This window comes from Pseudomaricurvus albidus (assembly GCF_018863235.1).
In the GTDB taxonomy this organism is placed as follows: Bacteria; Pseudomonadota; Gammaproteobacteria; order Pseudomonadales; family Cellvibrionaceae; genus Pseudomaricurvus; species Pseudomaricurvus albidus.
In genome coordinates this window covers 99,763-122,607 of sequence record NZ_JAHKRS010000005.1, presented here as the reverse complement: position 1 = coordinate 122,607, position 22,845 = coordinate 99,763, and the positions used below count along the sequence as shown (strand labels likewise).

Annotated in this window: 19 protein-coding genes; 8 read left to right on the top strand and 11 right to left on the bottom strand. The window is 50.9% G+C overall.

Features of this window, described 5'->3' with window-relative positions; translation table 11 throughout:
• Positions 1-93: 93 nt before the first annotated feature.
• The 3 genes from KOI40_RS10225 (at position 94) to KOI40_RS10215 (ending at position 4,832) form a co-directional block, all read left to right on the top strand.
• Positions 94-2,307: a molybdopterin oxidoreductase family protein gene (locus tag KOI40_RS10225; protein ID WP_216097411.1), complete on the top strand. Its 2,214-nt coding sequence runs from the start codon at positions 94-96 to the stop codon at positions 2,305-2,307.
• Positions 2,308-2,322: 15 nt separating this feature from the next.
• Positions 2,323-4,332, top strand: a complete 2,010-nt coding sequence (locus KOI40_RS10220) for a DmsC/YnfH family molybdoenzyme membrane anchor subunit (RefSeq protein WP_304504203.1) — start codon at positions 2,323-2,325, stop codon at positions 4,330-4,332.
• Between the two features lie 107 nt (positions 4,333-4,439).
• Complete coding sequence (locus tag KOI40_RS10215; protein ID WP_216097410.1) at positions 4,440-4,832, top strand: hypothetical protein; 393 nt, start codon at positions 4,440-4,442, stop codon at positions 4,830-4,832.
• A gap of 111 nt (positions 4,833-4,943) precedes the next feature.
• On the opposite strand, the gene KOI40_RS10210 is transcribed toward KOI40_RS10215, so the two are convergent.
• On the bottom strand, positions 4,944-6,119 hold the full coding sequence (locus KOI40_RS10210) for an amino acid aminotransferase (protein ID WP_216097409.1): 1,176 nt from the start codon (positions 6,117-6,119) through the stop codon (positions 4,944-4,946).
• A 188-nt stretch (positions 6,120-6,307) separates the two neighbouring features.
• Between KOI40_RS10210 and KOI40_RS10205 the strand changes: the two genes are divergently transcribed.
• Entirely contained in the window at positions 6,308-6,793 is a 486-nt protein-coding gene (locus tag KOI40_RS10205; protein WP_216097408.1) for an Lrp/AsnC family transcriptional regulator, read from the top strand.
• On the opposite strand, the gene KOI40_RS10200 is transcribed toward KOI40_RS10205, so the two are convergent.
• Positions 6,784-7,320 (bottom strand): shikimate kinase, encoded by a 537-nt coding sequence (locus tag KOI40_RS10200; RefSeq protein ID WP_216097407.1) that lies wholly within the window; start codon positions 7,318-7,320, stop codon positions 6,784-6,786. The two genes, KOI40_RS10205 and KOI40_RS10200, sit on opposite strands and share 10 nt — an antisense overlap.
• A 449-nt stretch (positions 7,321-7,769) precedes the next feature.
• Between KOI40_RS10200 and KOI40_RS10195 the strand changes: the two genes are divergently transcribed.
• On the top strand, positions 7,770-7,979 hold the full coding sequence (locus KOI40_RS10195) for a cold-shock protein (protein WP_216097406.1): 210 nt from the start codon (positions 7,770-7,772) through the stop codon (positions 7,977-7,979).
• Positions 7,980-8,240: 261 nt separating this feature from the next.
• Here KOI40_RS10195 and KOI40_RS10190 read toward each other — a convergent pair whose 3' ends face one another.
• The 4 genes from KOI40_RS10190 to KOI40_RS10175 all read right to left on the bottom strand — a co-directional run bounded on the left by KOI40_RS10190 (position 8,241) and on the right by KOI40_RS10175 (position 12,851).
• Positions 8,241-9,047: an enoyl-CoA hydratase-related protein gene (locus KOI40_RS10190; protein ID WP_216097405.1), complete on the bottom strand. Its 807-nt coding sequence runs from the start codon at positions 9,045-9,047 to the stop codon at positions 8,241-8,243.
• Between the two features lie 145 nt (positions 9,048-9,192).
• Positions 9,193-10,380, bottom strand: a complete 1,188-nt coding sequence (gene bktB, locus KOI40_RS10185) for a beta-ketothiolase BktB (RefSeq protein WP_216097404.1) — start codon at positions 10,378-10,380, stop codon at positions 9,193-9,195.
• A 246-nt stretch (positions 10,381-10,626) separates the two neighbouring features.
• Positions 10,627-11,859: a CaiB/BaiF CoA transferase family protein gene (locus tag KOI40_RS10180; RefSeq protein WP_216097403.1), complete on the bottom strand. Its 1,233-nt coding sequence runs from the start codon at positions 11,857-11,859 to the stop codon at positions 10,627-10,629.
• Positions 11,856-12,851, bottom strand: coding sequence for an NAD(P)H-quinone oxidoreductase (locus KOI40_RS10175; RefSeq protein WP_216097402.1), 996 nt, complete (start codon positions 12,849-12,851; stop codon positions 11,856-11,858). Before KOI40_RS10175 ends, KOI40_RS10180 begins: the two co-directional genes overlap by 4 nt.
• Positions 12,852-13,137: 286 nt before the next feature.
• On the opposite strand from KOI40_RS10175, the gene KOI40_RS10170 reads away from it, so the two are divergent.
• On the top strand, positions 13,138-13,911 hold the full coding sequence (locus KOI40_RS10170; protein WP_216097401.1) for an SDR family NAD(P)-dependent oxidoreductase: 774 nt from the start codon (positions 13,138-13,140) through the stop codon (positions 13,909-13,911).
• Here the strand turns inward: KOI40_RS10170 and pdxH are convergent.
• Positions 13,908-14,555, bottom strand: a complete 648-nt coding sequence (pdxH, locus tag KOI40_RS10165) for a pyridoxamine 5'-phosphate oxidase (protein WP_216097567.1) — start codon at positions 14,553-14,555, stop codon at positions 13,908-13,910. The genes KOI40_RS10170 and pdxH overlap by 4 nt on opposite strands.
• 137 nt (positions 14,556-14,692) lie before the next feature.
• On the opposite strand from pdxH, the gene mobA reads away from it, so the two are divergent.
• Together mobA and KOI40_RS10155 are read left to right on the top strand one after the other, a co-directional pair.
• Complete coding sequence (gene mobA / locus KOI40_RS10160; protein ID WP_216097400.1) at positions 14,693-15,307, top strand: molybdenum cofactor guanylyltransferase MobA; 615 nt, start codon at positions 14,693-14,695, stop codon at positions 15,305-15,307.
• Between the two features lie 31 nt (positions 15,308-15,338).
• Positions 15,339-16,094, top strand: coding sequence for a GGDEF domain-containing protein (locus tag KOI40_RS10155; RefSeq protein WP_216097399.1), 756 nt, complete (start codon positions 15,339-15,341; stop codon positions 16,092-16,094).
• A 12-nt stretch (positions 16,095-16,106) separates the two neighbouring features.
• Here KOI40_RS10155 and KOI40_RS10150 read toward each other — a convergent pair whose 3' ends face one another.
• From KOI40_RS10150 to nirB, 4 genes are all read right to left on the bottom strand, one after another.
• Positions 16,107-17,876: a bifunctional protein-serine/threonine kinase/phosphatase gene (locus KOI40_RS10150; RefSeq protein ID WP_369413177.1), complete on the bottom strand. Its 1,770-nt coding sequence runs from the start codon at positions 17,874-17,876 to the stop codon at positions 16,107-16,109.
• A 229-nt stretch (positions 17,877-18,105) separates the two neighbouring features.
• Positions 18,106-19,581: a NarK family nitrate/nitrite MFS transporter gene (locus KOI40_RS10145; protein WP_216097398.1), complete on the bottom strand. Its 1,476-nt coding sequence runs from the start codon at positions 19,579-19,581 to the stop codon at positions 18,106-18,108.
• 369 nt (positions 19,582-19,950) lie between these two features.
• Positions 19,951-20,280 (bottom strand): nitrite reductase small subunit NirD, encoded by a 330-nt coding sequence (gene nirD, locus KOI40_RS10140; protein WP_216097397.1) that lies wholly within the window; start codon positions 20,278-20,280, stop codon positions 19,951-19,953.
• Between the two features lie 22 nt (positions 20,281-20,302).
• Positions 20,303-22,837 (bottom strand): nitrite reductase large subunit NirB, encoded by a 2,535-nt coding sequence (gene nirB / locus KOI40_RS10135; RefSeq protein WP_216097396.1) that lies wholly within the window; start codon positions 22,835-22,837, stop codon positions 20,303-20,305.
• Positions 22,838-22,845: the final 8 nt, after the last annotated feature.

Genomic DNA, 22,845 nt, shown 5'->3' with positions numbered 1-22,845 from the left:
GACTTGTGACACCGTGATTCAGCGGGCGCCTCAGAGAGCAGCCCATGCAATAAGAGATGTGTTCATAACATCAACAAGACTGCAGGTAGATTTATGTTATTTGGCCGCAAAAACCGCAAGCCGATTACCATCCCTCAAAAGAAGGTTGCCGAGTGGAAATACACCACATGCAACTATTGCTCTACAGGCTGTGCCATTGAAATCGGGCTGAGCGACGAAGGCAAGGTTGTCACCAGCCGTGGCCACGCCGGTGCAGATGTAAACCGTGGCAAACTGTGTATTAAAGGGCTACTGGAACATGAGCTGTTTGAATCTCCCGGACGTGGGACTCAGCCGCTGACGCGGGAAAAATTTCACCAGCCTTTTAAACCGGCAGAATGGGATCAGGCGCTGGATTATACCGCCGCCAAGATTAAAGAAATTCAAACCAAATACGGGCGGGATTCTTTCGCGGTCATTTCTACCGGCCAGCTACTCACCGAAGAGTTCTACACCTTGGGTAAACTGGTTCGCGGTTGCATTGGCACCAACAACTATGACGGCAACACCACTCTGTGCATGGCATCGGCTGTTTCCGGCTACAAACGCTCTTTCGGTTCCGACGGCCCTCCCGGCTGCTACGGCGATTTTGAACACACGGAATGCCTGATGGCTTTCGGCTCCAACTTGCCGGAACAACACCCGATCATCTACTGGCGCTTAAAAGAAGCCAAAGAGAAACGTAACTTCCCTTTAATTGTGGTCGACCCACGGGTGACCATGCTGGCTCAGTTTGCTGATATTCACCTGCCCATTACACCGGGAACTGACTGCGTACTGATCAACTCCATGCTGCACGTGATCTTTAAAGAGGGGCTGGAAGATCGCGCTTACCTCGAAGCACACACCAACAACCTCGCAGAATTAGAGGCTCTGGTGCTCGACAAGCGCTACGATCCGATTCACGCACAGCATGAATGCGGCATTGATGAAGATCGTATCCGTACCGTGGCTCGACTCTACGCCAAAGCCAAGTCGGCCATGTCCATCTGGACCATGGGCATTAACCAAAGTACCCACGGCTCCGATGGTGTAGCCAACATCAACAACCTGAACCTGTGCACTGGCAATATCGGCATTCCGGGCGGCACCAGTCTGTCCATCACCGGGCAATGTAATGCCATGGGCACACGCGAATGGTCTTCCTGCTCGGGACTGCCCGGCTACCGGGTACTGGAAAAAGAAGAGCACCGCCAGGAAATCGCCGACTTCTGGGGCATTGATCCTGAGTTCTTCCCCAAACAGCGCGGCCTGACCGAAACTGATATTTTCCCAGCCATTGAAACCGGTGAAATCAAAGGTCTGTGGCTGGTGGCAACCAACCCCATGACGTCCATGCCCAACACCCCGCGCATCCGCAAGGCGATGGAGAAGCTCGAATTCCTGGTGGTTCAGGACTGCTACGAAGACGTGGAAACCAATCAGTACTCACACGTTTACTTTCCTGCGTCTGTCTGGGCAGAAAAAGAAGGCTGCCACACCAATACCGAACGCCGCGTAAATCTGGTGCGCAATGCACTGCCAGCCTACGCCAATTCCAAGCCTGACTTCTGGATATTCAACCAAATGGCCAAGCGGTTTGATAACGGCCACATCATCCATTTCCCGGACACTCCGGAAGGGGCTTTTGAAGAAATGAAAACCCTGTCAGTGGGAACAGATCGCACACTGGATATTTCCGGCATGAGCTACGACAAGATTGAGCAAGCCCGCGGTATTCAATGGCCCTATCGCGCCAGCGAAGAAGGTCGCAAAGGTCAGAATGGCCTGAAGGGTGACCCTCGCCTCTACACCGATGGCAAATTCCAGACTCCCAACGGCAAGGCCAACCTGATCTGCGTAGATTTCGTTAACAACAACGAGCAGCCTTGCGATGAATACCCTTTCTGGCTCAACAGTGGACGCGTGGTGGAGCATTTTCACACTCGCACCCGTACTGGCAAGATCGGTAACTGTAATAAATTCAGCCCGACCCCCTACATGGAAATGAACCCCGACGCCGCCGAAGAGCTGGGCATCAAACACCAGGAATACGTGCGCCTGACCTCTCGTCGTGGCGATGCCGTCGTGATGGTACAACTGACTCACCGGGTGGCTCGCAACGCAGTGTTTATTCCATTCCACTTCCACGACTGCGTCAACCGACTCACTCTTGGGCTGCTTGATCCCTACTCTCGCCAACCTGCCTTTAAGCAGTGTTCTGCACGCATTGAAAAGGTAGATCAACAAGAAGCCGCACGCCTGAACGCCGAACGTCGCGCGTTTTAATTCGGGGGATAACAGATGAACGATCAACTGAAAGAAAGCACCTTGAAACCGGCCAACACAGTAGACGTGGTGGAGGTTTTTGATCCCCGCGAAATGAAGCCGGTTGTACAACCTGAAGTGGCGGCCACTGCCAGTCACTGGGAAGTCCGTACACAGGAACAGCCCTACGCCTTTCTGAGCGACAAAAAAGTCGACGACACCAATCGTTACGGACAGAAAATTGATCTGGTGGATCTGACCGGATTGCCGGCCAACCGCTCCATGTACATCAATGAAAACCCGGATGTGGGCGTCAATCCGAACCGTAACAAACAGCACGGCTTCTTTTTCACCGCTGACAATTGTATCGGTTGCCACGCCTGCGAAGCCGCCTGCAGTGAGAAAAACGAGAACCCAGCGCACCTGGCCTTCCGCTCAGTAGGTTACGTAGAAGGTGGCAGCTATCCGGATTACAAGCGCATGAACATTTCCATGGCCTGTAACCACTGTGACAATCCGGTTTGCCTGAAAGGCTGTCCAACCCGAGCCTACACCAAGCATGCGGAGTACGGCGCCGTGTTGCAGGACCCAGAGACCTGTTTTGGTTGTGGCTACTGTACCTGGGTCTGCCCTTACAACGCTCCACAGCTCGATCCGATCAAAGGCCAGGTCTCCAAATGCAACATGTGTGTAGATCGCCTGGAAGTCGGCTTAAAGCCCGCCTGCGTATCGGCCTGTGTCGGTAACGCGCTGGATTTCGGCGTCGTTGAGAACATTCCGGAAAACCGTGAGCAGGCCAAAACCTCCATTCCCGGGTTCCCGACCCCGGATATCACTCATCCGAACATTCGCTTCCAACAAACCCGCTCCATGCCGGACGAAATGAAACGTACCGATTCCATGCCTCTCAAGTACCACAAAGAAGATGACGGCACTTACACACCGATGGTGGACCAGAAGAAAGGGAGAGAGAAATTCTGGAACTTTGGCCGTTTGAGCTCACGGGAAAATCCGCTGGTTCTGTTTACGCTGGCCATGCAGGCGGTCATGGGCGCCTTTGCCCTGACGTTTGTAGGCGATCAGCTGAACATCGCGGTTCTGAGCCAGTTTAAAGCCAGCAGCATGTACGTCCCACTGCTGATTACTTGTCTGGCTATCGGCGCTGCCGGTAATTTCATGTCAGCCATGCATCTGGGTAAACCACATCGTTTTTATCGCGGCTTTAACAACCTCCGTCACTCTCCCATGTCCCGTGAGATTCTTGGCGTAGCCGGATTTATGAGTACTTTAGGCCTGCACATTCTGTTTTCACTGCCTGCCAATGAGGTTTTTCAATCCCTCTACAGCGCAGTGGTGGGCAGCAACATCAACGACCTGATTGCAGTGAGTACAGCCAACCGTATCGCCACCGTGTTTGGGTATGTGTGTATTGCTTTCACCCTGTTTGCACTTTACTACATGACTCGCTGCTACCGCATTGAGGCACGCCCCTTCTGGAATCATTACCAGGTAAGCACCTCATTCGTCGGCAGCCTGCTGTCGCTGGGTGCCCTGCTCGGTGGCGGGGTATTGGTTGGCACAATGGCGTTTAATGGTCTCGATTACCAGTCAGCACTGGCAACCGGTGGTGCACTGGTCACTCTGGGCATCGCACTGGAAGGGCTGGGCCTGATTGGTCATCACCGCGATATGTCCAAAGCCAGCCACGAAGGAGCGGCTTCCCATTACATTCAGTGCACCACCTTCGGCAAAACCTATATTCTCCGGAACGCACTGTTGAGCATTAACCTGCTGATCGCACTGGCTCTGACAGCAAGCGCCTTCACCGGTGCCTTTGGCGGAGCGCTGGCGCTGGTCGTCTGGGGGCTCGTAGGCATGACACTGGTCTTCACCAGCCTGATTGGTCGCGCACTGTTCTATGTTTTGGTGGTTCCCACCACGATGCCGGGCGCCTTCTTCTGGAAGAACAAAGGCTTCGAAGAGCACGCCCGTGATATAGGCCTGGCGAACATGCCTCAGGTAGGTGTCGTTCCTGACTTGCACTGACAGCGGCTAGTCGCGTTAACTGTCTGCCTCACCGACAGTTAACGCTTTATGCTTTCCTCTGGCGTTTCATTGAATTCCGCTGACCACTCTTCCAACAACAGTTTAATATGTCTTTTATGAATCTCGACGATCTGATCAACAAAACCTGCCTTATTGGGCTCAGCTATTTCGATCTGGAAGGCGAACTGCTCAAGCAGTCGCAATTGTGCGGCACTATTATCAGCAGTGATCAGGAGGAAGGGATTTCAGTGAAGCTGCAAGGCAAAACCGTGTCAGAGGAAGAGAAAGAACCTGTCTTTATCCTGCCACCGACTCTAACCCCATGGTTTACCGCACCTGCCGGGCACTATAAAAACCCCGAGAGTGGTGTCGATATAGAAAATCCGGATTATCTGGTGACCTGGGATATCTATAAAACCAAAAAAGATACACCGGAAGGCGAGCACGAATGGTGGGAATGGGTACCACGCACTGCGCCTCCCCAAGTGGGGAAGCAATAACCCCAGTCACTGGCGAGCATAAAAACGATTTGGGCTTCAATCTGCTTACAACCTGACCCAAGCGTCTTTCACTCAACTGTCTTCATATGCAGATAAGGCGCACCTGGCTTGTTAAAGCACCTTGCCAATGGACTCCGCCAGATACGGCAAGTTTTGCTGATTGATTCCCGCCAGATTGATCCGGCTGGAACCCACCATATACACACTGAACTCGTTCTTGAGACGTTCAACCTGAGCTTCGCTCAGCCCCAAAAACGAAAACATTCCCCGCTGTTGTGGGATAAAACCAAAGTCTCCGAAAGGAGCCAGAGCGGCAGACAGGTCTTCACGCAACTGCTTAATACGCACTCGCATTTCAGCCACCTCTCCCTCCCACTGCTGTCGCAGTGCCGTATCGGTCAGGATTGTTGCAACCAGTGCAGCGCCGTGAGAAGGAGGCATGGAGTAGATGCCTCGCGCCACGCTCTGCATTTGACCGAAGGTATTGGCCGCTGCAACTGGAGAATTACCCATGATGGACAAGGCTCCAACACGCTCGCGGTAGAGTCCGAAGTTTTTCGAACAGGAGCTCGCCACGACCAACTCGGGAACCGCTCCAGCCAGAAGACGCAGTCCCTGCGCGTCCTCTTCCAAGCCATCACCAAACCCCTGATAAGCCAGATCCACAAACGGGGTGAAGCCATTCTTATTGGCCAGATCGGCGATCTGCTGCCAGTCATCCAGAGACAGATCCGTACCGCAGGGGTTGTGACAACAACCGTGCAACAAGACCAGATCACCCGCCGGAACTTTCGCCAGACAGTCCAGCATGCCTTGTCGGTCTATGCTCTGACTTGCCGCATCATAGTAGGGGTATTCTTTAATTTTAAGACCGGCACTGCTCAACAGAGGAATGTGGTTAGCCCAGGTAGGCCGACTTACCCAAATAGTAGCGCCTGGGGTAGCCCGATTAATCAATTCAGCCGCCACTCTCAATGCACCGCAACCACCTGGAGTTTGCAGCGTTTTAACCCGCTCAAGCTGTGCAGAATCTGCACCGAAAATCAGCTGGGTAATTTCGCTATTAAAGCTGTCATTGCCCGCAGGTCCTTCATAGGCCTTGGTTGTCTCTAATTCATGGCAGCGACTCTGAGCCGCGGTCACACTCGCCAGAACTGGCGTATTACCCGCTTCATCTTTATAAACACCTACACCCAGATCGACTTTTTGGGGGTTAGTATCCTGTTTATAGGCCAGTGACAGCCCCAGAATTGGATCAGTTGGTAATGGCTCGAACCGCTCAAACATGGATTATCCTCTGTAACGCTGCAGTATTGCTGGCGACGTATTATATAGCCCGTCAGACCTGAAAGAACGGCCATTATAAAGAAAACTGCTGCTCAGATTGAAGGACTGAAATTGAAACCTATAATGTCTTAATAGCCGACCAGATTCGAATCCTAACAACGCCCTGGGCTATAACAAGAGATATGACTATGTCAGATGCACATCAGCTCGACGATTTCGACATGAAAATCCTCAAAGCCCTGCAGGAAAATGCGGATTATTCCATGAATGAACTGGGTGATCTCGTTGGGCTGTCCCACACGCCCTGCTGGAGAAGAATCAAGCGACTGGAAGCTGAAGGATTCATCAAGGGGAAAGTAACGCTATTGGACGCTTCCAGATTGAACCTCAGTGTCACCGTACACGCCTCTGTAACGGTAAAAGATCACGACAGTGACGCCCTCGATGCCTTTGAAGCGTCCGTGCATACCGTTAAAGAGATCGTTGAATGTTATTCGACCAGCGGCGACAAGGATTACCAGTTAAGAGTCATCGTCAACAGCGTGGAGCATTATGAACAACTGTTGAAACACACCCTCGTCCACTTGCCGAATGTTGCCTCAGTGAATTCAACATTTGCCCTTAAACAAGTCAAATACACAACAGCACTGCCTTTGGATGCCTCTCAGCGCTGATGCTGTGCAGTTCGCTCTGACAACTTCTGAATAACTGACGCCAGAGTATCTTCCAGAGTCAATCCCGTACAAGCCACCGTGATATCAGCGTATTGCTTGTACAATTCACACCGCTCCTCAAACAGAGATTCAAAGCTCTGATCCGGGCGCTTGGCAATTCCCCGTGAATCATAATCCTTGATACGTCTCCGCAACTCCTCAAGGGACACATCCAGATATACAACCGGCCCATAGGTTTTCAGGTGCGCCATGCCCTTTTCGCTGTACACCGCACTGCCGCCGGTTGCGACAATATGATTTTCAAAATCACAGTCCAGTAGCGTCTCTTCTTCCAATTGCCGCAGCGCCAGGTATCCCTCTGCATCCAGAACCTCCTGTAACGTAGCATGTGCTTTCAGTTGTATCAGCAAGTCGGTATCGACAAAATCTTTCGCGAGGGCTTTGGCCAGCATCACCCCCAATGTGCTTTTCCCTGCTCCAGGCATTCCAACCAGAATGACACTCTCACACACTTCTAAATCTGACATAAAAAATACACTCTAATTCTATGACAACAATTATAACGAAAACAAAGGGTTATGGATAAGTCAGAAAGACGAACGGCCAATCAAACGAGATTCCCCTCAAAAAGTGGACAGAAATACTTTGCAAGGGAAAAATCTGCTGCTAGTCTCGTAAGTGAGAGATTCAGGTTTTTACCTGTGCACCTGATACGTGATCCTGTTTCTCCTGAAAGGTTATAACCTTCGCCCCGCTCAATGTGGTGCGGTGAAGGAAGTAGCTTTCAGAAAGATTAGTTGGTCAGTTAGAAGACGCTCAAGTATTTATGTTTCCGGTTTTTATGATAGACCCGTCAAATTGCCGTTCGGCACTCATCAGTTCCGCGCATCCTTGCCTTGCCCGTCATAAACCCACCTGGATTTCTTTGCTCAATCCCTTTCGGGGGCCCCTTCAAAACAGTTCGAGAATTTAAGTTATGTCAACAACGCACACTGGACAGGTGAAATGGTTTAATGAATCCAAAGGATTTGGCTTTATTGAACAGGAATCCGGTCCCGACGTATTTGTTCACTTTAGTGCCATCCAGGGCTCTGGCTTTAAGACCCTTGCTGAAGGCCAAAAAGTTTCTTTCAACGTTACTGATGGTCAAAAAGGCCCCCAAGCCGAGAACGTCATTCCAGAGTAATCTTTCGGAATAATGAGTCGTTAACAAGCCTTCCTGACGGTTTGCTTGCAATAACGCTCTGACGTAAAGCTCTGGCCAGACGTTCTCATTTTAGGATGTCTGGTTCAGAGCTTGCTTTCAGCCGACTGCTATTGCCCCAGTCGCCAGTCCTTTACGCGTGGTGCTTCCCTACACCAAAGGCTTTTTTACGTTTTTAACAATTGCCTGTATCTGAGAAGCCATCAACACCGCGTGATGACTCGCAACTTTTTGCAGGTCAATTTAAGACTGCTTGCTGTTTATTGCTGCCAGCATTTTCTCCACGGCCCCCATATGCTCTGGGTTGTTGTGGCAAACTCCCTGAAACACTGCGCACAAATCCAAAAAGTCCGGCAACTGCTGACGCTGCGCCATCTGCATTAAGCGCTTGGTCATACGAACTGCGTGCGCAGGCTTGGACGCCATCTCCTGCGCTAATTCGTTCGCACGAGGCATTAGCGCTTCCGGCTCCAACACTTCCAGGACAACACCATACTCCAGAGCTTCCTCAGCAGAAATCACTCGACCGGTAAACGTTAACTCGGCTGCGCGTTGATAGCCTATCAGTCGCTGCATAAACCAGGCACCACCATCACCAGGAATAATCCCCAGATTAATAAAAGTCTCACCAAACCTGGCTTTGGAAGATGCCAGACGTATATCGCACATATTTGCCAAATCAAAACCGGCACCGATGGCCGCACCGTTAACCGCTGCAATCACTGGCACCTCAACCTTGTGCATCGCCAAAGGAATGCGCTGGATACCCTGGCGATAGAGTTCGGCCTGAGTTTCCACATCACCAGAAAAATCACCCTCTCGGTTGGCCATATCTTTAATATTTCCGCCTGCGGAAAAAGCACTTCCTTCACCAGTAATAACCAATGCCGAGATTGCCTTGTTGCGATTCACCCAATCAGTCACTGCCACAATATCGTCTGCCAACTGAGTGCCGGTCAGAGCATTGCGTACATCGTGACGCTGCATGGTAAACGTTGCCACCGCCCCATCTACAGTGAGTGTGGCATCTTTTAATTCAGGTTTTTGCATGGCCTTTCTCCCGACTTAAGCCGTTGTTCTTGTTGACGGTAACTGTAAAACGCTCTTCGATCCCATTAGAACAATTTGGATTGTCTTAAAACAAAAAGCCACTCAAAAGAGTGGCTTTTTAATGGGCTGTTCATGCTGAAACGTGTTATTCACAACGCTCAAACAATGCAGCAATACCCTGGCCACCACCAATACACATGGTGACTACAGCGTATTTACCACCGATACGCTCCAGCTCATAAAGAGCTTTAACGGTGATGATTGCGCCTGTGGCACCAATAGGGTGACCCAGAGAAATACCGGAACCGTTCGGGTTCACTTTTTCCATTGGCAATCCAAGATCCTTTGCCACAGCAAGAGCCTGAGCAGCAAAGGCTTCATTCACTTCCCAGGTATCGATATCTTCAACAGACAGACCTGCCTTGTCCAGCACTTGACGTACCGCAGGTACAGGGCCAATCCCCATATACTTTGGCTCAACACCGGCAAAAGCATAGGCCTTCAGCTTGGCCATAGGCTTCAGGCCACGTGCAGCAGCAGCCTCAGCATCCATCATCACCATTGCGGCAGCGGCATCGTTCAAACCGGAAGCATTTCCAGCAGTCACGGAGCCATCTTTCTTGAAGACCGGACGCAGCTTGCCCATGTCTTCAGCTTTTGCATCAAAACGCACGTGCTCATCTTCAGCAAACTGGACAGGTCCCTTACGGGTTTTCAGTTCAACCGGCAGAATCTGACTTTCAAAATATTTGTTCTCAGTGGCATTCTGCGCACGGTTGTGACTCAAGGCCGCCAGCTCATCCTGCTGATCACGGCTGATGCCCCACTTTTCGGCAACATTTTCTGCGGTGATACCCATGTGATAGTTTTCCATTGGGCAGGTCAGGGCGCCAGTCATTGCATCGACCATTTCGGCATCTCCCATACGGGCACCCCAACGGGCTTTGGGCAACCAGTAAGGTACGCGGCTCATGGATTCAGCCCCACCGGCCACAACCGCTTCCGCATCACCCAACAGCACCAGTTGTGCTGCAGAAATAACGGCTTGCAGACCCGAGCCACACAAACGGTTAACTGTCAGGGCAGGAGTCGATTCCGGCAGGCCACCTTTCAGGCCTGATACACGACTCATGTACATGTCACGACGGTCAGAGTGAGTCACGTTACCCATAGTGATATGGCCAATGTCTTCAGGCTTCAGGCCAGAACGCTCAACCGCCTCTTTAACAACCATGCCACCCAAATCTGTGGGAGCAATATCCTTCAGGCTTCCGCCGAAGGTACCAATTGCAGTGCGCACACCGCTTAAAATAACGACTTCACGTTGACTCATCTCTTACACCTCTCGCTAAATGTATATGGCTTACCTGATGCCATTGCTACCCATGTGCTTTCTCAGGCCCCAAAAGCCTTAAAAGCGCCTATCTAGATGTTCTGGCAGTCTGGATTTTCTGGCCGTAGTATACCGCATAATTCAAACAGTTGTTTTATTTGTGACGGCAGAGTCACATATTACCGAAAAAATGGCGGGTAATGTGTTTTTTGCAGCCAGTCAGGTTTGATTTTCACCATCAAACACTCAATTTGGCGAGGAAACTACCCCGCTCTCTGCCAATCTCGTTAATTCCTCGTCCTCTAGTCCAAGAATATCCTGCAACACCTCCTGATTGTGGCTGCCTACTGCCCCGCCAGGCCACTGGGTTCGTCCGGGAGTCTGACTCAACTTGGGCACAATCGCGGGTATATCCAAAGGTTTACCGTCTATTTCAACCCGCTCGAACATCCCCCGAGCCTGATAGTGAGGGTCATTAAACATATCCTCGACGCTGTAAATCGGACCTGCAGGCACACGCTGCTGCTCCATGACGGCCAGTATCTCCGACAGTTCATGGGCCATGCACCACTGTGCCAGCACTTCATCAATTTCAGCTTCGTGTTCCACCCGGCCGGCATTGGAGGACAATCGGGGATCCACACTCAAATCTTCACGGCCGATACCAATCATCAGTCGCTGAAAGATGGAATCCCCGTTTCCGCCAATGACCACGTATTTACCACCTTTGCAGCGGTAGGTGTTGGTGGGAACAATGCCAGTTAACGTCGTACCGGAAGGCTCACGAATTACGCCTGCCCCCGAGAACTCAGGCACGACGGCCTCCATCAGGTTGAACATCGATTCGTACAGCGCCACATCGACGACCTGTCCGGCACTGTTGCCCTTTTCTTTACTCAGCAACGCCATCACGATTCCCAATACAGCGTGAATACCCGAAATCGTATCGCCAATACTGAGGTTGGGACGCACCGGAGCCTGTCCCGGAAACCCGTTTACATAACGAAAGCCGCTGATGCCCTCACAGACAGAAGCGAACCCCGGCCGAGATGCATAAGGACCATCCTGTCCATACCCTGAAATGCGGGCAAAGACCAAATCCGGATTGGAGGCTTTCAACTCTTCGGGTCCCAGCCCCCACTTTTCCATCACTCCGGGGCGGAAGTTCTCAACGACCACATCCGCACTGTCCATCAATTTACGGGCAAGCTCGCGCCCCTGCTCCTGTTTCAGATCCAGAGTGACAGACTTTTTATTGCGCCCCAGACTACGCCACCACAAGGAAGTGCCATTCTCCAGTACTCGCCAACCCCGAATGGGATCACCTCCTTTGGGCGGTTCGATTTTAATCACTTCAGCACCGAAATAGGCCAACATGGAACCGGCAAAAGGACCGGCCAACAACTGCCCCAGCTCGATCACCCGGACACCCGCCAGCGGACCGTTAACAGAGGGCTGTGAAATAGTCTGATCTGTCATTCTGGTGATTCCGCCTTCATATCCAAAACGATTTTGCCAACCACCTCATTACGCTCCATCATTTGATGAGCGGCCGGTGCGTCATATAGAGAAAATATTTTTGCCAATTGTGGTTTCATTTTTCCAGAAGCGATCCAGGGCCAAACGGTTTCTTTGAGATCTGCAGCAATCTGGGCTTTCACTTCCGGAGGCTGTGGTCGCAAGGTAGAGCCTGTGAGGGTCAATCGTTTGAGCATCACCGGCATAAAGTTGACCTCGGCTTGCGGACCGCGCAGGAAGGCAATGTTGACGATACGGCCATCCATCGCCGCCACCTTGATGTTGCGGTCAATATAATCACCTCCCACCATATCCAAAATCACGTCGACACCCCGTTTTTTGGTAAACGTCTGGATCACCTCGACAAAATCTTCCTCACGGTAGTTGATCGCCAGGTCAGCGCCCAGATCCAGACACGCCTGACACTTGTCGTCCGAGCTGGCTGTCACAATGACCGTCGCCCCGAGACATTTGGCCATCTGTATCGCGGTAGTACCGATACCACTGGCACCGCCGTGAATCAGCAGAGTTTCATTGGCCTTTAGTGCACCGCGATCAAAAACATTGCTCCAGACAGTAAAACAGGTTTCCGGCAGTGCGGCAGCCTCTGCCAACGAGAGCCCCTCGGGGGAAGGCAAACACTGGCCGGCGTTAACAGCCACCTGCTCAGCATAGGCACCGCCATTAGTCAGGGCACACACAGGATCACCCACCGAGAATGCAGTTACCCCACTTCCCACCTGAGCAACAGTACCCGACACTTCCAACCCCAGGATCGGCGAGGCTCCCGGCGGTGGTGGATAAGCGCCCATACGCTGAAATACATCCGGACGATTCACTCCCGCACACGCCACATCGATCAAAATTTCTCCGGCCTGGGGTTGTGGTGCCTCGGTCGTTTCTACCGATAGCACATTAGCATCACCGGCTTCTTTCATGGCGATATAGCGCATGGGACTCTCCTTTTATACGAGCTGTACAGGATTTGATGTTATGGATTTGTTCAACGATAACTTATCAATTTTGTCACAACCGGACATGGCATGACTTGGACACAGGAATAAAGCGTCACTAACCTGCTTCACATCAAACCCCTATGTCAATTGCCACGATGCCAGGTCGCATGACTCCGCTGACAAATCCCCATTCTAGCAGCAGAGTCTTTAATTAAACGAACCCGGTGTTTGGCAAATGGGCGAATAACAACGATATATCTCAGAAAACACGAAGGAGAGCACCATGAAAAATCTGTTCAATCTGCAAGGCAAAGTCGCTGTAGTCACAGGAGGTTCCCGGGGAATAGGCGCCATGATTGCCCGCGGATTCGTCGAGAACGGCGTCAAAACTTATATTACTGCCCGCAAACTGGAAGAGCTGGAAGCCACAGCCCGTGAACTGAGCGAATATGGCGAGTGTATCGCCGTTGCTTCTGACCTCTCGAGCCTGGAAGGCGTGACCGCATTCGCCAAAGCCATCCAGGAAAAGGAAGACAAGGTGGATATTCTGGTCAATAACGCTGGCGCCACCTGGGGTGCACCTATTGATGAGTTCCCCGAAGCCGGCTGGGACAAGGTCATGGATTTGAATGTGAAATCCCTGTTCTTCCTGACTCAGCAGCTTCTTCCCGCCCTGCGTAACGCCGGCAATCAGGAAGACCCGGCCCGAGTGATCAACATCGGCTCCATTAATGGTTTGTTTAACCCCAACATGACCAATTACTCGTACTCTGCCAGTAAAGCTGCGGTTATCCACCTCACCAAACATTTGGCCGCCGATCTGGTAAAAGACTGCATTAACGTCAACGGCATTGCGCCGGGGCTATTCCCCAGCAAGATGACGGCCTATGCTCTCGAAGGTCACGAAGAAGAAGCTGGGAAAACTATTCCCCGTGGCCGTATTGGCTCTGCCGAAGATGCCGCTGGGACAGCTATTTACCTGAGTGCCCGCGCCTCCGCCTGGGTGACCGGCCATACCATTGTTCTGGATGGCGGCCACTGCGCATCAGCCCACTAAGGGGCCAATCTCTCTATTAGCCAATCGCTTTGGCCATCGGTTTCAGTACGTGTGTACTGGAACCGGTCGTGCAGACGATTTGCCCCACCCTGCCAAAACTCGATCGAACTGGGTACTACACGATAACCGCCCCAAAAATCCGGCAGCGGAATCTTGCCCTGCTTGAATTTTTCCTTCATGGCATTGAATTGCTGCATCAGTAACTGACGGGACGATACCGGACGACTTTGAGCCGATGCCCAGGCGGCCAACTGGCTTTCTTCAGGTCGGGAAGAAAAGTACTTCAGTGATTCAGCTGCGCTGACTTTCTCAGCACGTCCACAGATCTTGACCTGTCGTTCAAGGGCGTGCCAGGGAAAGTGCAGACTCACCAGTGGGTTAAGGGCAATGTCCTGCGCCTTATGGCTTTCGTAGTTCGTATAAAAGACGAAACCTTTGGCATCGACCTGCTTCAACAGAACAATACGCTGACTCGGCTGTCCCTCTGCATTCACGGTCGCGACCGTCATGGCAGTAGGATCTTGCATGCCCGCATCAATCGCCTGCTTGAGCCACAATTCAAACTGCTCTATGGGGTCTGCTGCGAGATCTCCGCGCTGCAAACCACCCTGAAGGTAATCACGACGCACCTGATCAATATCTATCATCGTTGTCTCTCAATTTTTTGCAATGGGCACTGAAGGATCAGTAACTTGCAAAGATTGTAGCGGGATTCCCCCACAAAAGCAGGCGTGTTTAAATAGTCAGCACAAACACCAACAATCCTGCGCAGGCAAACAAATTGAGCAACCTCCCCCGCATCACAGGACTGGTACTGGCCGGAGGCCAATCGCGACGGATGGGCCGCAATAAGGCGTTACTGGAACTGAATGGTGAAACCTTAATCAACCTCTCTATTGAGCGCTTGCGGCCACAAACAGATCAACTTTTGATCAGCACCAACACCCCGCTCCCTATCGAATCAAAGGGTTCAGAGATCCCCCAACTTGCCGACAATCTTAAAGACGTCGGACCTTTGGGGGGTATTGTGACCGGGTTAGACTGGCTACAAAAGCATTCAGACAGCGAGTGGATGCTGACTGTGGCGGTAGACACCCCGTGCTTCCCGGACAATCTGGCTTTGTGTCTTTGGCAGTCCAGACAACCTGAGGATCTTATAGTTGCGGCACGCAGCAGAACCAAAGCGCACCCGACCTTTGCGCTTTGGCACAAGAGTTTGCTGGCACCCCTCTCCAGGTTTATAGCTGAAGATAAAAAACGGCGCTTGATGGGGTTTATAGACCAGCAACCACATCGCTATATAGATTTTGACGACAACGAAGTCGATCACTTTAATAACATTAACACTCCAGAGGATCTCATCAGATTGACTCAGGAGAAGAACACCCTAGAATGAAATAGAGGACACTTCGCAGAAAGGAGCGCCAGTGCCAAAAACTCCAGGCAATAAACACAATCAACCAATCTCCGCTGGGGAGTGCCTGTGTCTGGACAATCAGTGCCCGCATTGCAACAAGCCAGTGCCGGCGGTTGATGAACTGTGCTCCCGCATCGATGCCCTGCAGGCTAAGATCAACAAGCTTGATAAGCTGGTCGTAACCGATGCGCTTACGGAGCTGTTCAATTTTCGCTATATCCATCAGGCGCTGGATCAGGAATTCGAACGCACTCTGCGAACGGGTCAGGATACCTCCCTGATATTGCTGGATCTGGATCACTTTAAACAGGTTAATGACCAATGGGGCCATGACGCCGGCAACCAGGCTCTGCAACAAACCGCAGCCTTAATCAACAACACCACTCGCAAGCTGGATATCCCCTGCCGTTACGGCGGAGAAGAATTTCTGATTATCTTACCTTCCACCGACCTCAGAACAGGAACACTGGTGGCCGAGCGGCTGCGCATTCAGATAGAAACCACGCCACTGATGATTGGCAAGGAAAAGCTACACCTGACCGCAAGCGCCGGAGTGGACTCTTTTACACCAACTTCTGATTTTACCCCGGAAATGCTGATCAAACGTGCAGACAACTGGTTGTATAAGGCGAAAACAGATGGGCGAAACCGGGTTTGCAGCGGCTCACTACTTCAACAACCCACAACAAACGTCAGCAGCGAAGAAAAAGCAGCCCTGTTCGGCGGCTTTGGTAATCAAACGCCTGACGAAGACCACAACCCGTAGCACCCGCCTACGTCATTGACTTAAAAACCAGGCTTCTACTAACACAATCACCAGCAAAACTGCAGACATCCACTGCCAAAAAAGTAACGGATTTCGCTGTAGAAAAGGAGCATTCTGACGCTCGCTCACCAACTGGCTATTTGGCGTCGACATATCAGCCAAAAACTCTGAAAGCACGCTGTAACGCTGCGCCGGAGATTCGGCACAGGCTTTTTCCAAAGCCAGATCCAACCAGAGAGGAATCTCTTTACGATGATCACGGGCGGAAAAGTAATGCCAGTCCTGATAACGTTGTGGATTGCGCTGCTGGGCGGTTGAGGTTTTGTAGGGAAGCTTTCCGGTCAACATCTCATAGACAATGACGCCCAGAGAAAAAATATCCGATTGATGCAAGCCTTTCTCACCACGCAAATACTCCGGTGCAATATAATCCACAGAACCCACCGGTGTTTCATCATCAATGGGTGAAACTATTTCATCAAGACTATCAACCCTCACCGTCCCAAAGTCGATAATGACTGCTTTTTTCTGAGGAGTAACGATAATATTCTCTGGTTTGAGATCCCGGTGCACCATTCCCATACGCTGAAAAACACGAATCCCGCGGATAATGGATTCGGTAATTGAGCGTACCTCATCAAACTCCGGATGAGGATTATCATGCATCCATTGTCGTAGTGTCTGTCCCTCTACGTATTCACAGAGATGATACAAAAACGGCGATTCATGTGGTCGCTCATAAATTTTCATCACCCAGGGGCTGTTCAGTCGCCGGCCCACCCACTGCTCGCGGATAAATCCTTCCAGATATTGAGGATCTTCCGAGAAATTTTCCGAAGGTGCTTTTAGCACCAACTTGCGTCCGGCCTCCTTATCTTCGACTAAATACAAGTGACTGCGGGTCCCGCTGTGCATCACTTGCAGCACTTCGAACCGGTCAATCTTGTTGCCCACATCCATAACCGGCGGTATCACCAATTCTGTCAGCTGGCGATGAACTTCATCCACATCCGCCTGCGGCAGAGCTGTAATACGAACCAGAAGACAACTGAGGTTATCATCACTGCCATTGGCCAGCGCCTTTTCAACAGAGGCCCTGGCCGCAGCCTCAAGATCTTCACCTGCATCCGTAAGCAGCTGGATGGAATCCGCTAAAGACAGGTATTCGTGGACGCCATCCGAAGTTAATACCAATAGGTCCCCAACCTGTAAGGACACCTGACGATAATCCACCTCCAGATGACTGTCCATCCCCAGCGCTCGGGTTAGAAAGCTTTTGCGACCGTATTGATTATGGCTGTGATCACGAGTCAATTGTTTTAATCGGCCATCGCGAAAACGGAATATTCGACTATCACCAACATGCAACAAATGGGCGGTATTGGATTTGAGCACTACACCGGAAAAAGTGGTCACCAAACCATTATGACGAAGGTCACTCTGCTGACCGTGATGGAAAAGCCAGGAATTTAACGAGGTCAAAACCCGTGCGGCAGACTTTTTTACACTCCAGCTGTCCGGTGTGCTGTAATAATCCTCAATAAACTGGGTCACGCTGGTGATACTGGCTTGTTGAGCGTTATCACTGCAGCTCACTCCGTCCGCAATACAGGCAACAATGCCTTTGTAGTTAACCACTCCGGCACTGGAAGGTAACTTTACCGCAAAGGCATCTTCATTCCGTTCCTTGGTACCTGCCGTGGTATAACCACCGACCTTCACCGTCAGGACATCTGCCGCCGGTTCTTGCCGTTGCTCTGAATCGACTTGTTGCGTTTTCACGTAGTGTAACCTGCCTGTTGCCTGCGCTATCAATCATTCCCGGTTTTCACGTCTCACCACAGACTGATAACCCGAAATCTCTTATTCAGTGTTAATCCTGAGCTGGACTCTTAACGAGCTGATAGTTCAATAGTGCCACAAAAAACGGCCATCGTTGATGGCCGTAAATCAATAACACAGTCTTTTTCAAAAGGATGGAGCCTGTATGGAGCAGGCGCGCCCCTTAGACTCAGGCCTTGGCGACATCAATCAACTCAACGCTACCATCTTCGTTTACCTCAGCAATCTTTCCGGAAGGCTCTTCCATCATCAACAGAGTAACGAAGCCCAATACCGCAGTCGCAGAAATCACCAGGAAGAAAGTGCTGTATTCCACCATCGACAGGACAGTCAGGTAAACCACTGCACCCACATTCCCATAGGCACCGGTCATACCCGCGATCTGGCCAGTCATACGACGCTTGATCAACGGCACTGCGGCAAACACTGCGCCCTCACCTGACTGGACAAAGAAAGAACAGGCCATTGCTGCAACTACAGCCAACCATACAGGCCAGGCTCCATCAATGTGCCCCATAACAAAGTAACCAACTGCGAGACCAGCCGTTAGAATCAACAGTGTAGGCTTACGACCAAACTTATCTGACAACCAACCACCACCAGGACGTGACATCAGATTCATAAAGGCATAGGCAGAAGCAACCATACCTGCAACGACTGGAGACAACTCAAAGGTCTCGGAGAAGAACAGCGGCAGCATGGAAATAACAGCCAACTCAGAACCAAAGGTCGCAAAGTACAGAACATTCAGTACAGCAACCTGCTTGAATTTATACTGATGAATCTCGGGCACCGGCTCTTTGAAAATATGCTTATTAACTTTCCAGACGTGAGAAGCATCGTATAGATAGAGAGCCACAAGACCTGCGTAGATCAAGTTGACAACGGTTTCTGACAACATGCTGACACCGGATGGTGACAGTTTCCATGCCAACAGCGCCAGAGCCGCGTACATGGGTACTTTCATAATCAGTAAAAAATAGAAATCGCCTGTTGAAGTGACTTCCATTGCGCCCAGGTTTTTAGGGCGGAAGTAAGTTGAGCCTTTAGGGGTATCTGTTACATTCGCATAAAAAACAAACGCGAACATCAAGCTCATCAAGCCTGTGATTCCCATCGCATAACGCCAGCCATCATCACCGCCAAACATGACCGCAACGGTAGGCAAAGTGAAGGCCGCTGCGGCAGAACCGAAGTTACCCCAGCCACCGTAGATACCTTCTGCCGTCCCCAACTCATTATGGGGGAACCACTCAGACACCAGGCGAATACCCACAACAAAGCCGGCACCAATACACCCTAATGCAAAACGGGCAATGGCCGCCTGGGTAAAGGTATCTGCCAAGGCAAACATAAAACAGGGAATAGAGCAGACTGCCAACAGACCTGAGTAAACCGCTCTGGGACCGTATTTATCTGTCAGCATACCAATCACAACACGAGCCGGAATGGTAAAAGCAACGTTCAGGATCAACAGGGTTTTAATTTCTTCTGTTGTTAACCCCAGGGATTCTTTCAGTGCCTGAAGCAAAGGTGCGAAGTTGTACCACACCATGAATGTAATAAAGAAAGCCATCCAGCTCAGGTGGAGGATTTTCATCTTTCCCGTAAACGAGAAAAGGTTGAATTTATCAGCGGAACTCATAGCGGCACATCCCCTAAGGAAAAGTTAAAACTTGCCATTCTCAATGCACGCACTATGCCACCTGAGAAATATCATTAAAAATCAGTAGGTTATGAAAAAACCCCGAAATCAAGCGCCAAACAAAGCCCCACAAACATGCATTTATGTGCATTAACGCACCACCAGAAACCAGTATTTTTAAATAGGGATAGCCGGACCACCCACAACAAGAAGCAGAACGCCTTATTTGCGCACCAAATTTGAACTCAGCCTGACAGGAGATTCTCTTCTTTCGAAACAGTAAATTTCCAAACACAAAATAGGCAGACAAAAAAATGGGGCGCATATGCGCCCCCAGTGCAGAGAACAACTAAAATTGCTCGAGGAAGGTCAAGCGGCCTGCAACTGAATCTCACCCGCCTCATTACGAATTGGGTAAGTCTTCAGTGTATGCTCGGGTTCCTCCAGACACTCACCGGTCTGAAGATTAAAATGTTGCTTGTACAGGGGTGATGCCACAACCGGCACATCGCCCAACGATCCCATGATACCTCGACTCAGAACGTAAGCCTTGCCGATGGGATCATAGTTAGAAACAGCAAAAAGAGATTTGGTCTTGCCGCAGTAAAATACGGCGACCTGCTCACCATCCACCAAAGCGCATACGCCGGTATTTGGAGTTAAATCACTTTCGCTACAAATAGTTTTCCACTGACTCATTGTAAATTCTCCTCTACCTGACTTAGTCAACCAGCTCAACGGATTGAATACGCTCTTCCTGTGTTGCCGGACGACGCTGTCCGCGCTCGGCAACATAAGCAAGACTGCTGTCAGTCTCGTCTGAGTTGATAAAGTGCTTGAAGCGCTTCAGCCTTTCAGGGTTTTCAATGGTGGTTTTCCACTCACACTGGTAGTTGCCAATATTGGCCTCCATCTCAGCTTCCAACTCAGCACCCAGCCCCAGCTTGTCATTGATCACGACGTCTTTCAGGTAGTCCAGACCACCTTCCAGGTTTTCCAGCCACACAGAGGTACGCTGCAAGCGATCAGCGGTGCGGATGTAGAACATCAGGAAACGATCCACATACTTGATCAGGGTGTCATCATCCAGATCCGTTGCAAACAAGTCTGCGTGACGCGGACGCATGCCGCCATTACCGCACACATACAGATTCCAACCGTTTTCCGTGGCAATCACACCCACATCTTTACACTGGGCTTCGGCACACTCGCGGGTACAACCTGAAACAGCAAACTTCAACTTGTGAGGTGAACGCAGGCCTTTGTATCGGTCCTCAAGATTGATGGCAAAACCCACACTGTCGTTAACACCATAGCGACACCATGTGCTACCCACACAGGACTTCACAGTACGGACTGATTTACCGTAAGCGTGTCCGGTTTCAAAACCGGCATCGACCAGTTTTTTCCAGATCAGCGGCAGCTCGTGGAGTTGAGCACCAAACAGGTCAATACGCTGTCCACCAGTCACCTTGGTATACAAATTGAATTCTTTGGCCACCTCACCGAGTACAATCAATTTTTCCGGGGTAATTTCACCACCGGCCACTCGAGGCACAACCGAGTAGGTACCGTCTTTTTGCATGTTCCCCAGGAAAATATCGTTGGTGTCCTGCAGGCCAATGTGCTCATCTTTCAGCACATAATCATTCCAGAATGAGGCCAGAATCGAGCCAACGGTTGGCTTACAAATATCACAACCCAACCCGTGACCATGACTTTCCAGCAGTTCATCAAAGGTTTTGATTTGTTTGACACGAACAATATCAGCCAGCTCTTTACGGGAATACGCAAAGTGCTCGCAAATATCATTTTTAACTTCGTAACCCAGATTGGCCAGCTCGGCATCCAGCACCTGCTTGGTCAACGCGGCACAACCACCACACCCAGTAGAAGCCTTGGTCGCTCCTTTGATACCACCCATATCAACGCAGCCATTGGCCACAGCTTCTTTGATCTGGCCTTTGGTGACATCGTAACAGGAACAAATCTGGGCGGTATCCGGCAGAGCGTCGACCCCCAAACCCACTGATGCTTCACCGCTGCCTGCAGGCAGAATCAAACCTGCCGGATTTTCCGGAAGCTCCATATCATTGAGCATTAACTGCAGCAGATTCCCGTAAGCTTCTACATCGCCAACCAATACAGCACCGAGAACTTTCTTGCCGTCTTCAGATACGATCAGGCGCTTGTAGACCTGCTCGATTTCATCGTTATAGGTGTATGACTGAGCCCCCGGAGTATTACCGTGCGCATCGCCAATACTGGCTACATCCACACCCAGTAATTTAAGTTTGGTGCTCATATCAGCACCCTGAAAGGTCTCACTGCCACCGGTGATATGAGAAACGGCAACCTTCGCCATGGTGTAACCAGGGGCAACCAGACCGAAGATACGACCACCCCACAGAGCACATTCACCAATAGCGTAAACATTGTCCACACTGGTCTGACAGTTATCGTTAACCACGATACCGCCACGCTCACCAACCTCCAGATCAAACTGGCGTGCCAGCTCATCCTGCGGACGAATACCTGCAGAAAACAGGATCATATCGGTTTCAAGGTGACTGCCATCCGCAAAGTTCATGCGGTAACGGCAGGTTTCGCCTTCGACAATTTCAGAGGTTGCCTTTTCGGTATGGACTGTTACACCCAGGTCTTCGATTTTTCGACGCAACAAACTACCGCCACCTTCATCCAGCTGAACAGCCATAAGACGTGGCGCAAATTCCACAACATGCGTTTCGAGACCCGCCGCTTTCAGTGCATTGGCGGCCTCAAGACCCAACAGGCCTCCACCGACAACCACACCCACCTTGCTCTGTGAAGCTGAAGCAGTAATGGCTTCAAGATCTTCAATCGTGCGATAAACCAGGCAGTGTTCCTGATCGTTGCCGGGAATCGGCGGCACAAACGGGAAAGAACCGGTAGCCAACACCAGCTTGTCATAAGACTCTTTGCGACCACTGGCTGTTACCACGTAGTTTTCTTTGGTATTTAGCTCAACGACCTTGTCATTCAGGACAAAGTTAACGCCGTTCTCGTTGTAATAACCTTCATCTGTAAGCGCAAGATCCGCAGCGGTAGCACCACTGAAGTAGCTGCTCAGTTGCACACGGTCGTATGCCAGCCGTGGCTCCTCAGAGAAAGTAATGATTTCGAAATTATCGGCTTGGGAATCCTGCAACAAGTTATCAATAAACTTGTGGCCAACCATACCGTTTCCGACGACCAATACACGTTGCTTACTCATGACATTTC

Excerpts from the sequence above, each read along its gene's own strand:
- KOI40_RS10200 (WP_216097407.1), bottom strand. The coding sequence starts at position 7,320 with ATGTCAGATTTAGAAGTGTGTGAGAGTGTCATTCTGGTTGGAATGCCT.
- KOI40_RS10195 (WP_216097406.1), top strand. The coding sequence starts at position 7,770 with ATGTCAACAACGCACACTGGACAGGTGAAATGGTTTAATGAATCCAAA.
- KOI40_RS10190 (WP_216097405.1), bottom strand. The coding sequence starts at position 9,047 with ATGCAAAAACCTGAATTAAAAGATGCCACACTCACTGTAGATGGGGCG.
- KOI40_RS10205 (WP_216097408.1), top strand. The coding sequence starts at position 6,308 with ATGTCAGATGCACATCAGCTCGACGATTTCGACATGAAAATCCTCAAA.
- nirD (WP_216097397.1), bottom strand. The coding sequence starts at position 20,280 with ATGAGTCAGTGGAAAACTATTTGTAGCGAAAGTGATTTAACTCCAAAT.
- KOI40_RS10210 (WP_216097409.1), bottom strand. The coding sequence starts at position 6,119 with ATGTTTGAGCGGTTCGAGCCATTACCAACTGATCCAATTCTGGGGCTG.
- bktB (WP_216097404.1), bottom strand. The coding sequence starts at position 10,380 with ATGAGTCAACGTGAAGTCGTTATTTTAAGCGGTGTGCGCACTGCAATT.
- KOI40_RS10220 (WP_304504203.1), top strand. The coding sequence starts at position 2,323 with ATGAACGATCAACTGAAAGAAAGCACCTTGAAACCGGCCAACACAGTA.
- KOI40_RS10225 (WP_216097411.1), top strand. The coding sequence starts at position 94 with ATGTTATTTGGCCGCAAAAACCGCAAGCCGATTACCATCCCTCAAAAG.
- KOI40_RS10180 (WP_216097403.1), bottom strand. The coding sequence starts at position 11,859 with ATGACAGATCAGACTATTTCACAGCCCTCTGTTAACGGTCCGCTGGCG.
- KOI40_RS10170 (WP_216097401.1), top strand. The coding sequence starts at position 13,138 with ATGAAAAATCTGTTCAATCTGCAAGGCAAAGTCGCTGTAGTCACAGGA.
- KOI40_RS10175 (WP_216097402.1), bottom strand. The coding sequence starts at position 12,851 with ATGCGCTATATCGCCATGAAAGAAGCCGGTGATGCTAATGTGCTATCG.
- nirB (WP_216097396.1), bottom strand. The coding sequence starts at position 22,837 with ATGAGTAAGCAACGTGTATTGGTCGTCGGAAACGGTATGGTTGGCCAC.
- KOI40_RS10215 (WP_216097410.1), top strand. The coding sequence starts at position 4,440 with ATGTCTTTTATGAATCTCGACGATCTGATCAACAAAACCTGCCTTATT.
- KOI40_RS10145 (WP_216097398.1), bottom strand. The coding sequence starts at position 19,581 with ATGAGTTCCGCTGATAAATTCAACCTTTTCTCGTTTACGGGAAAGATG.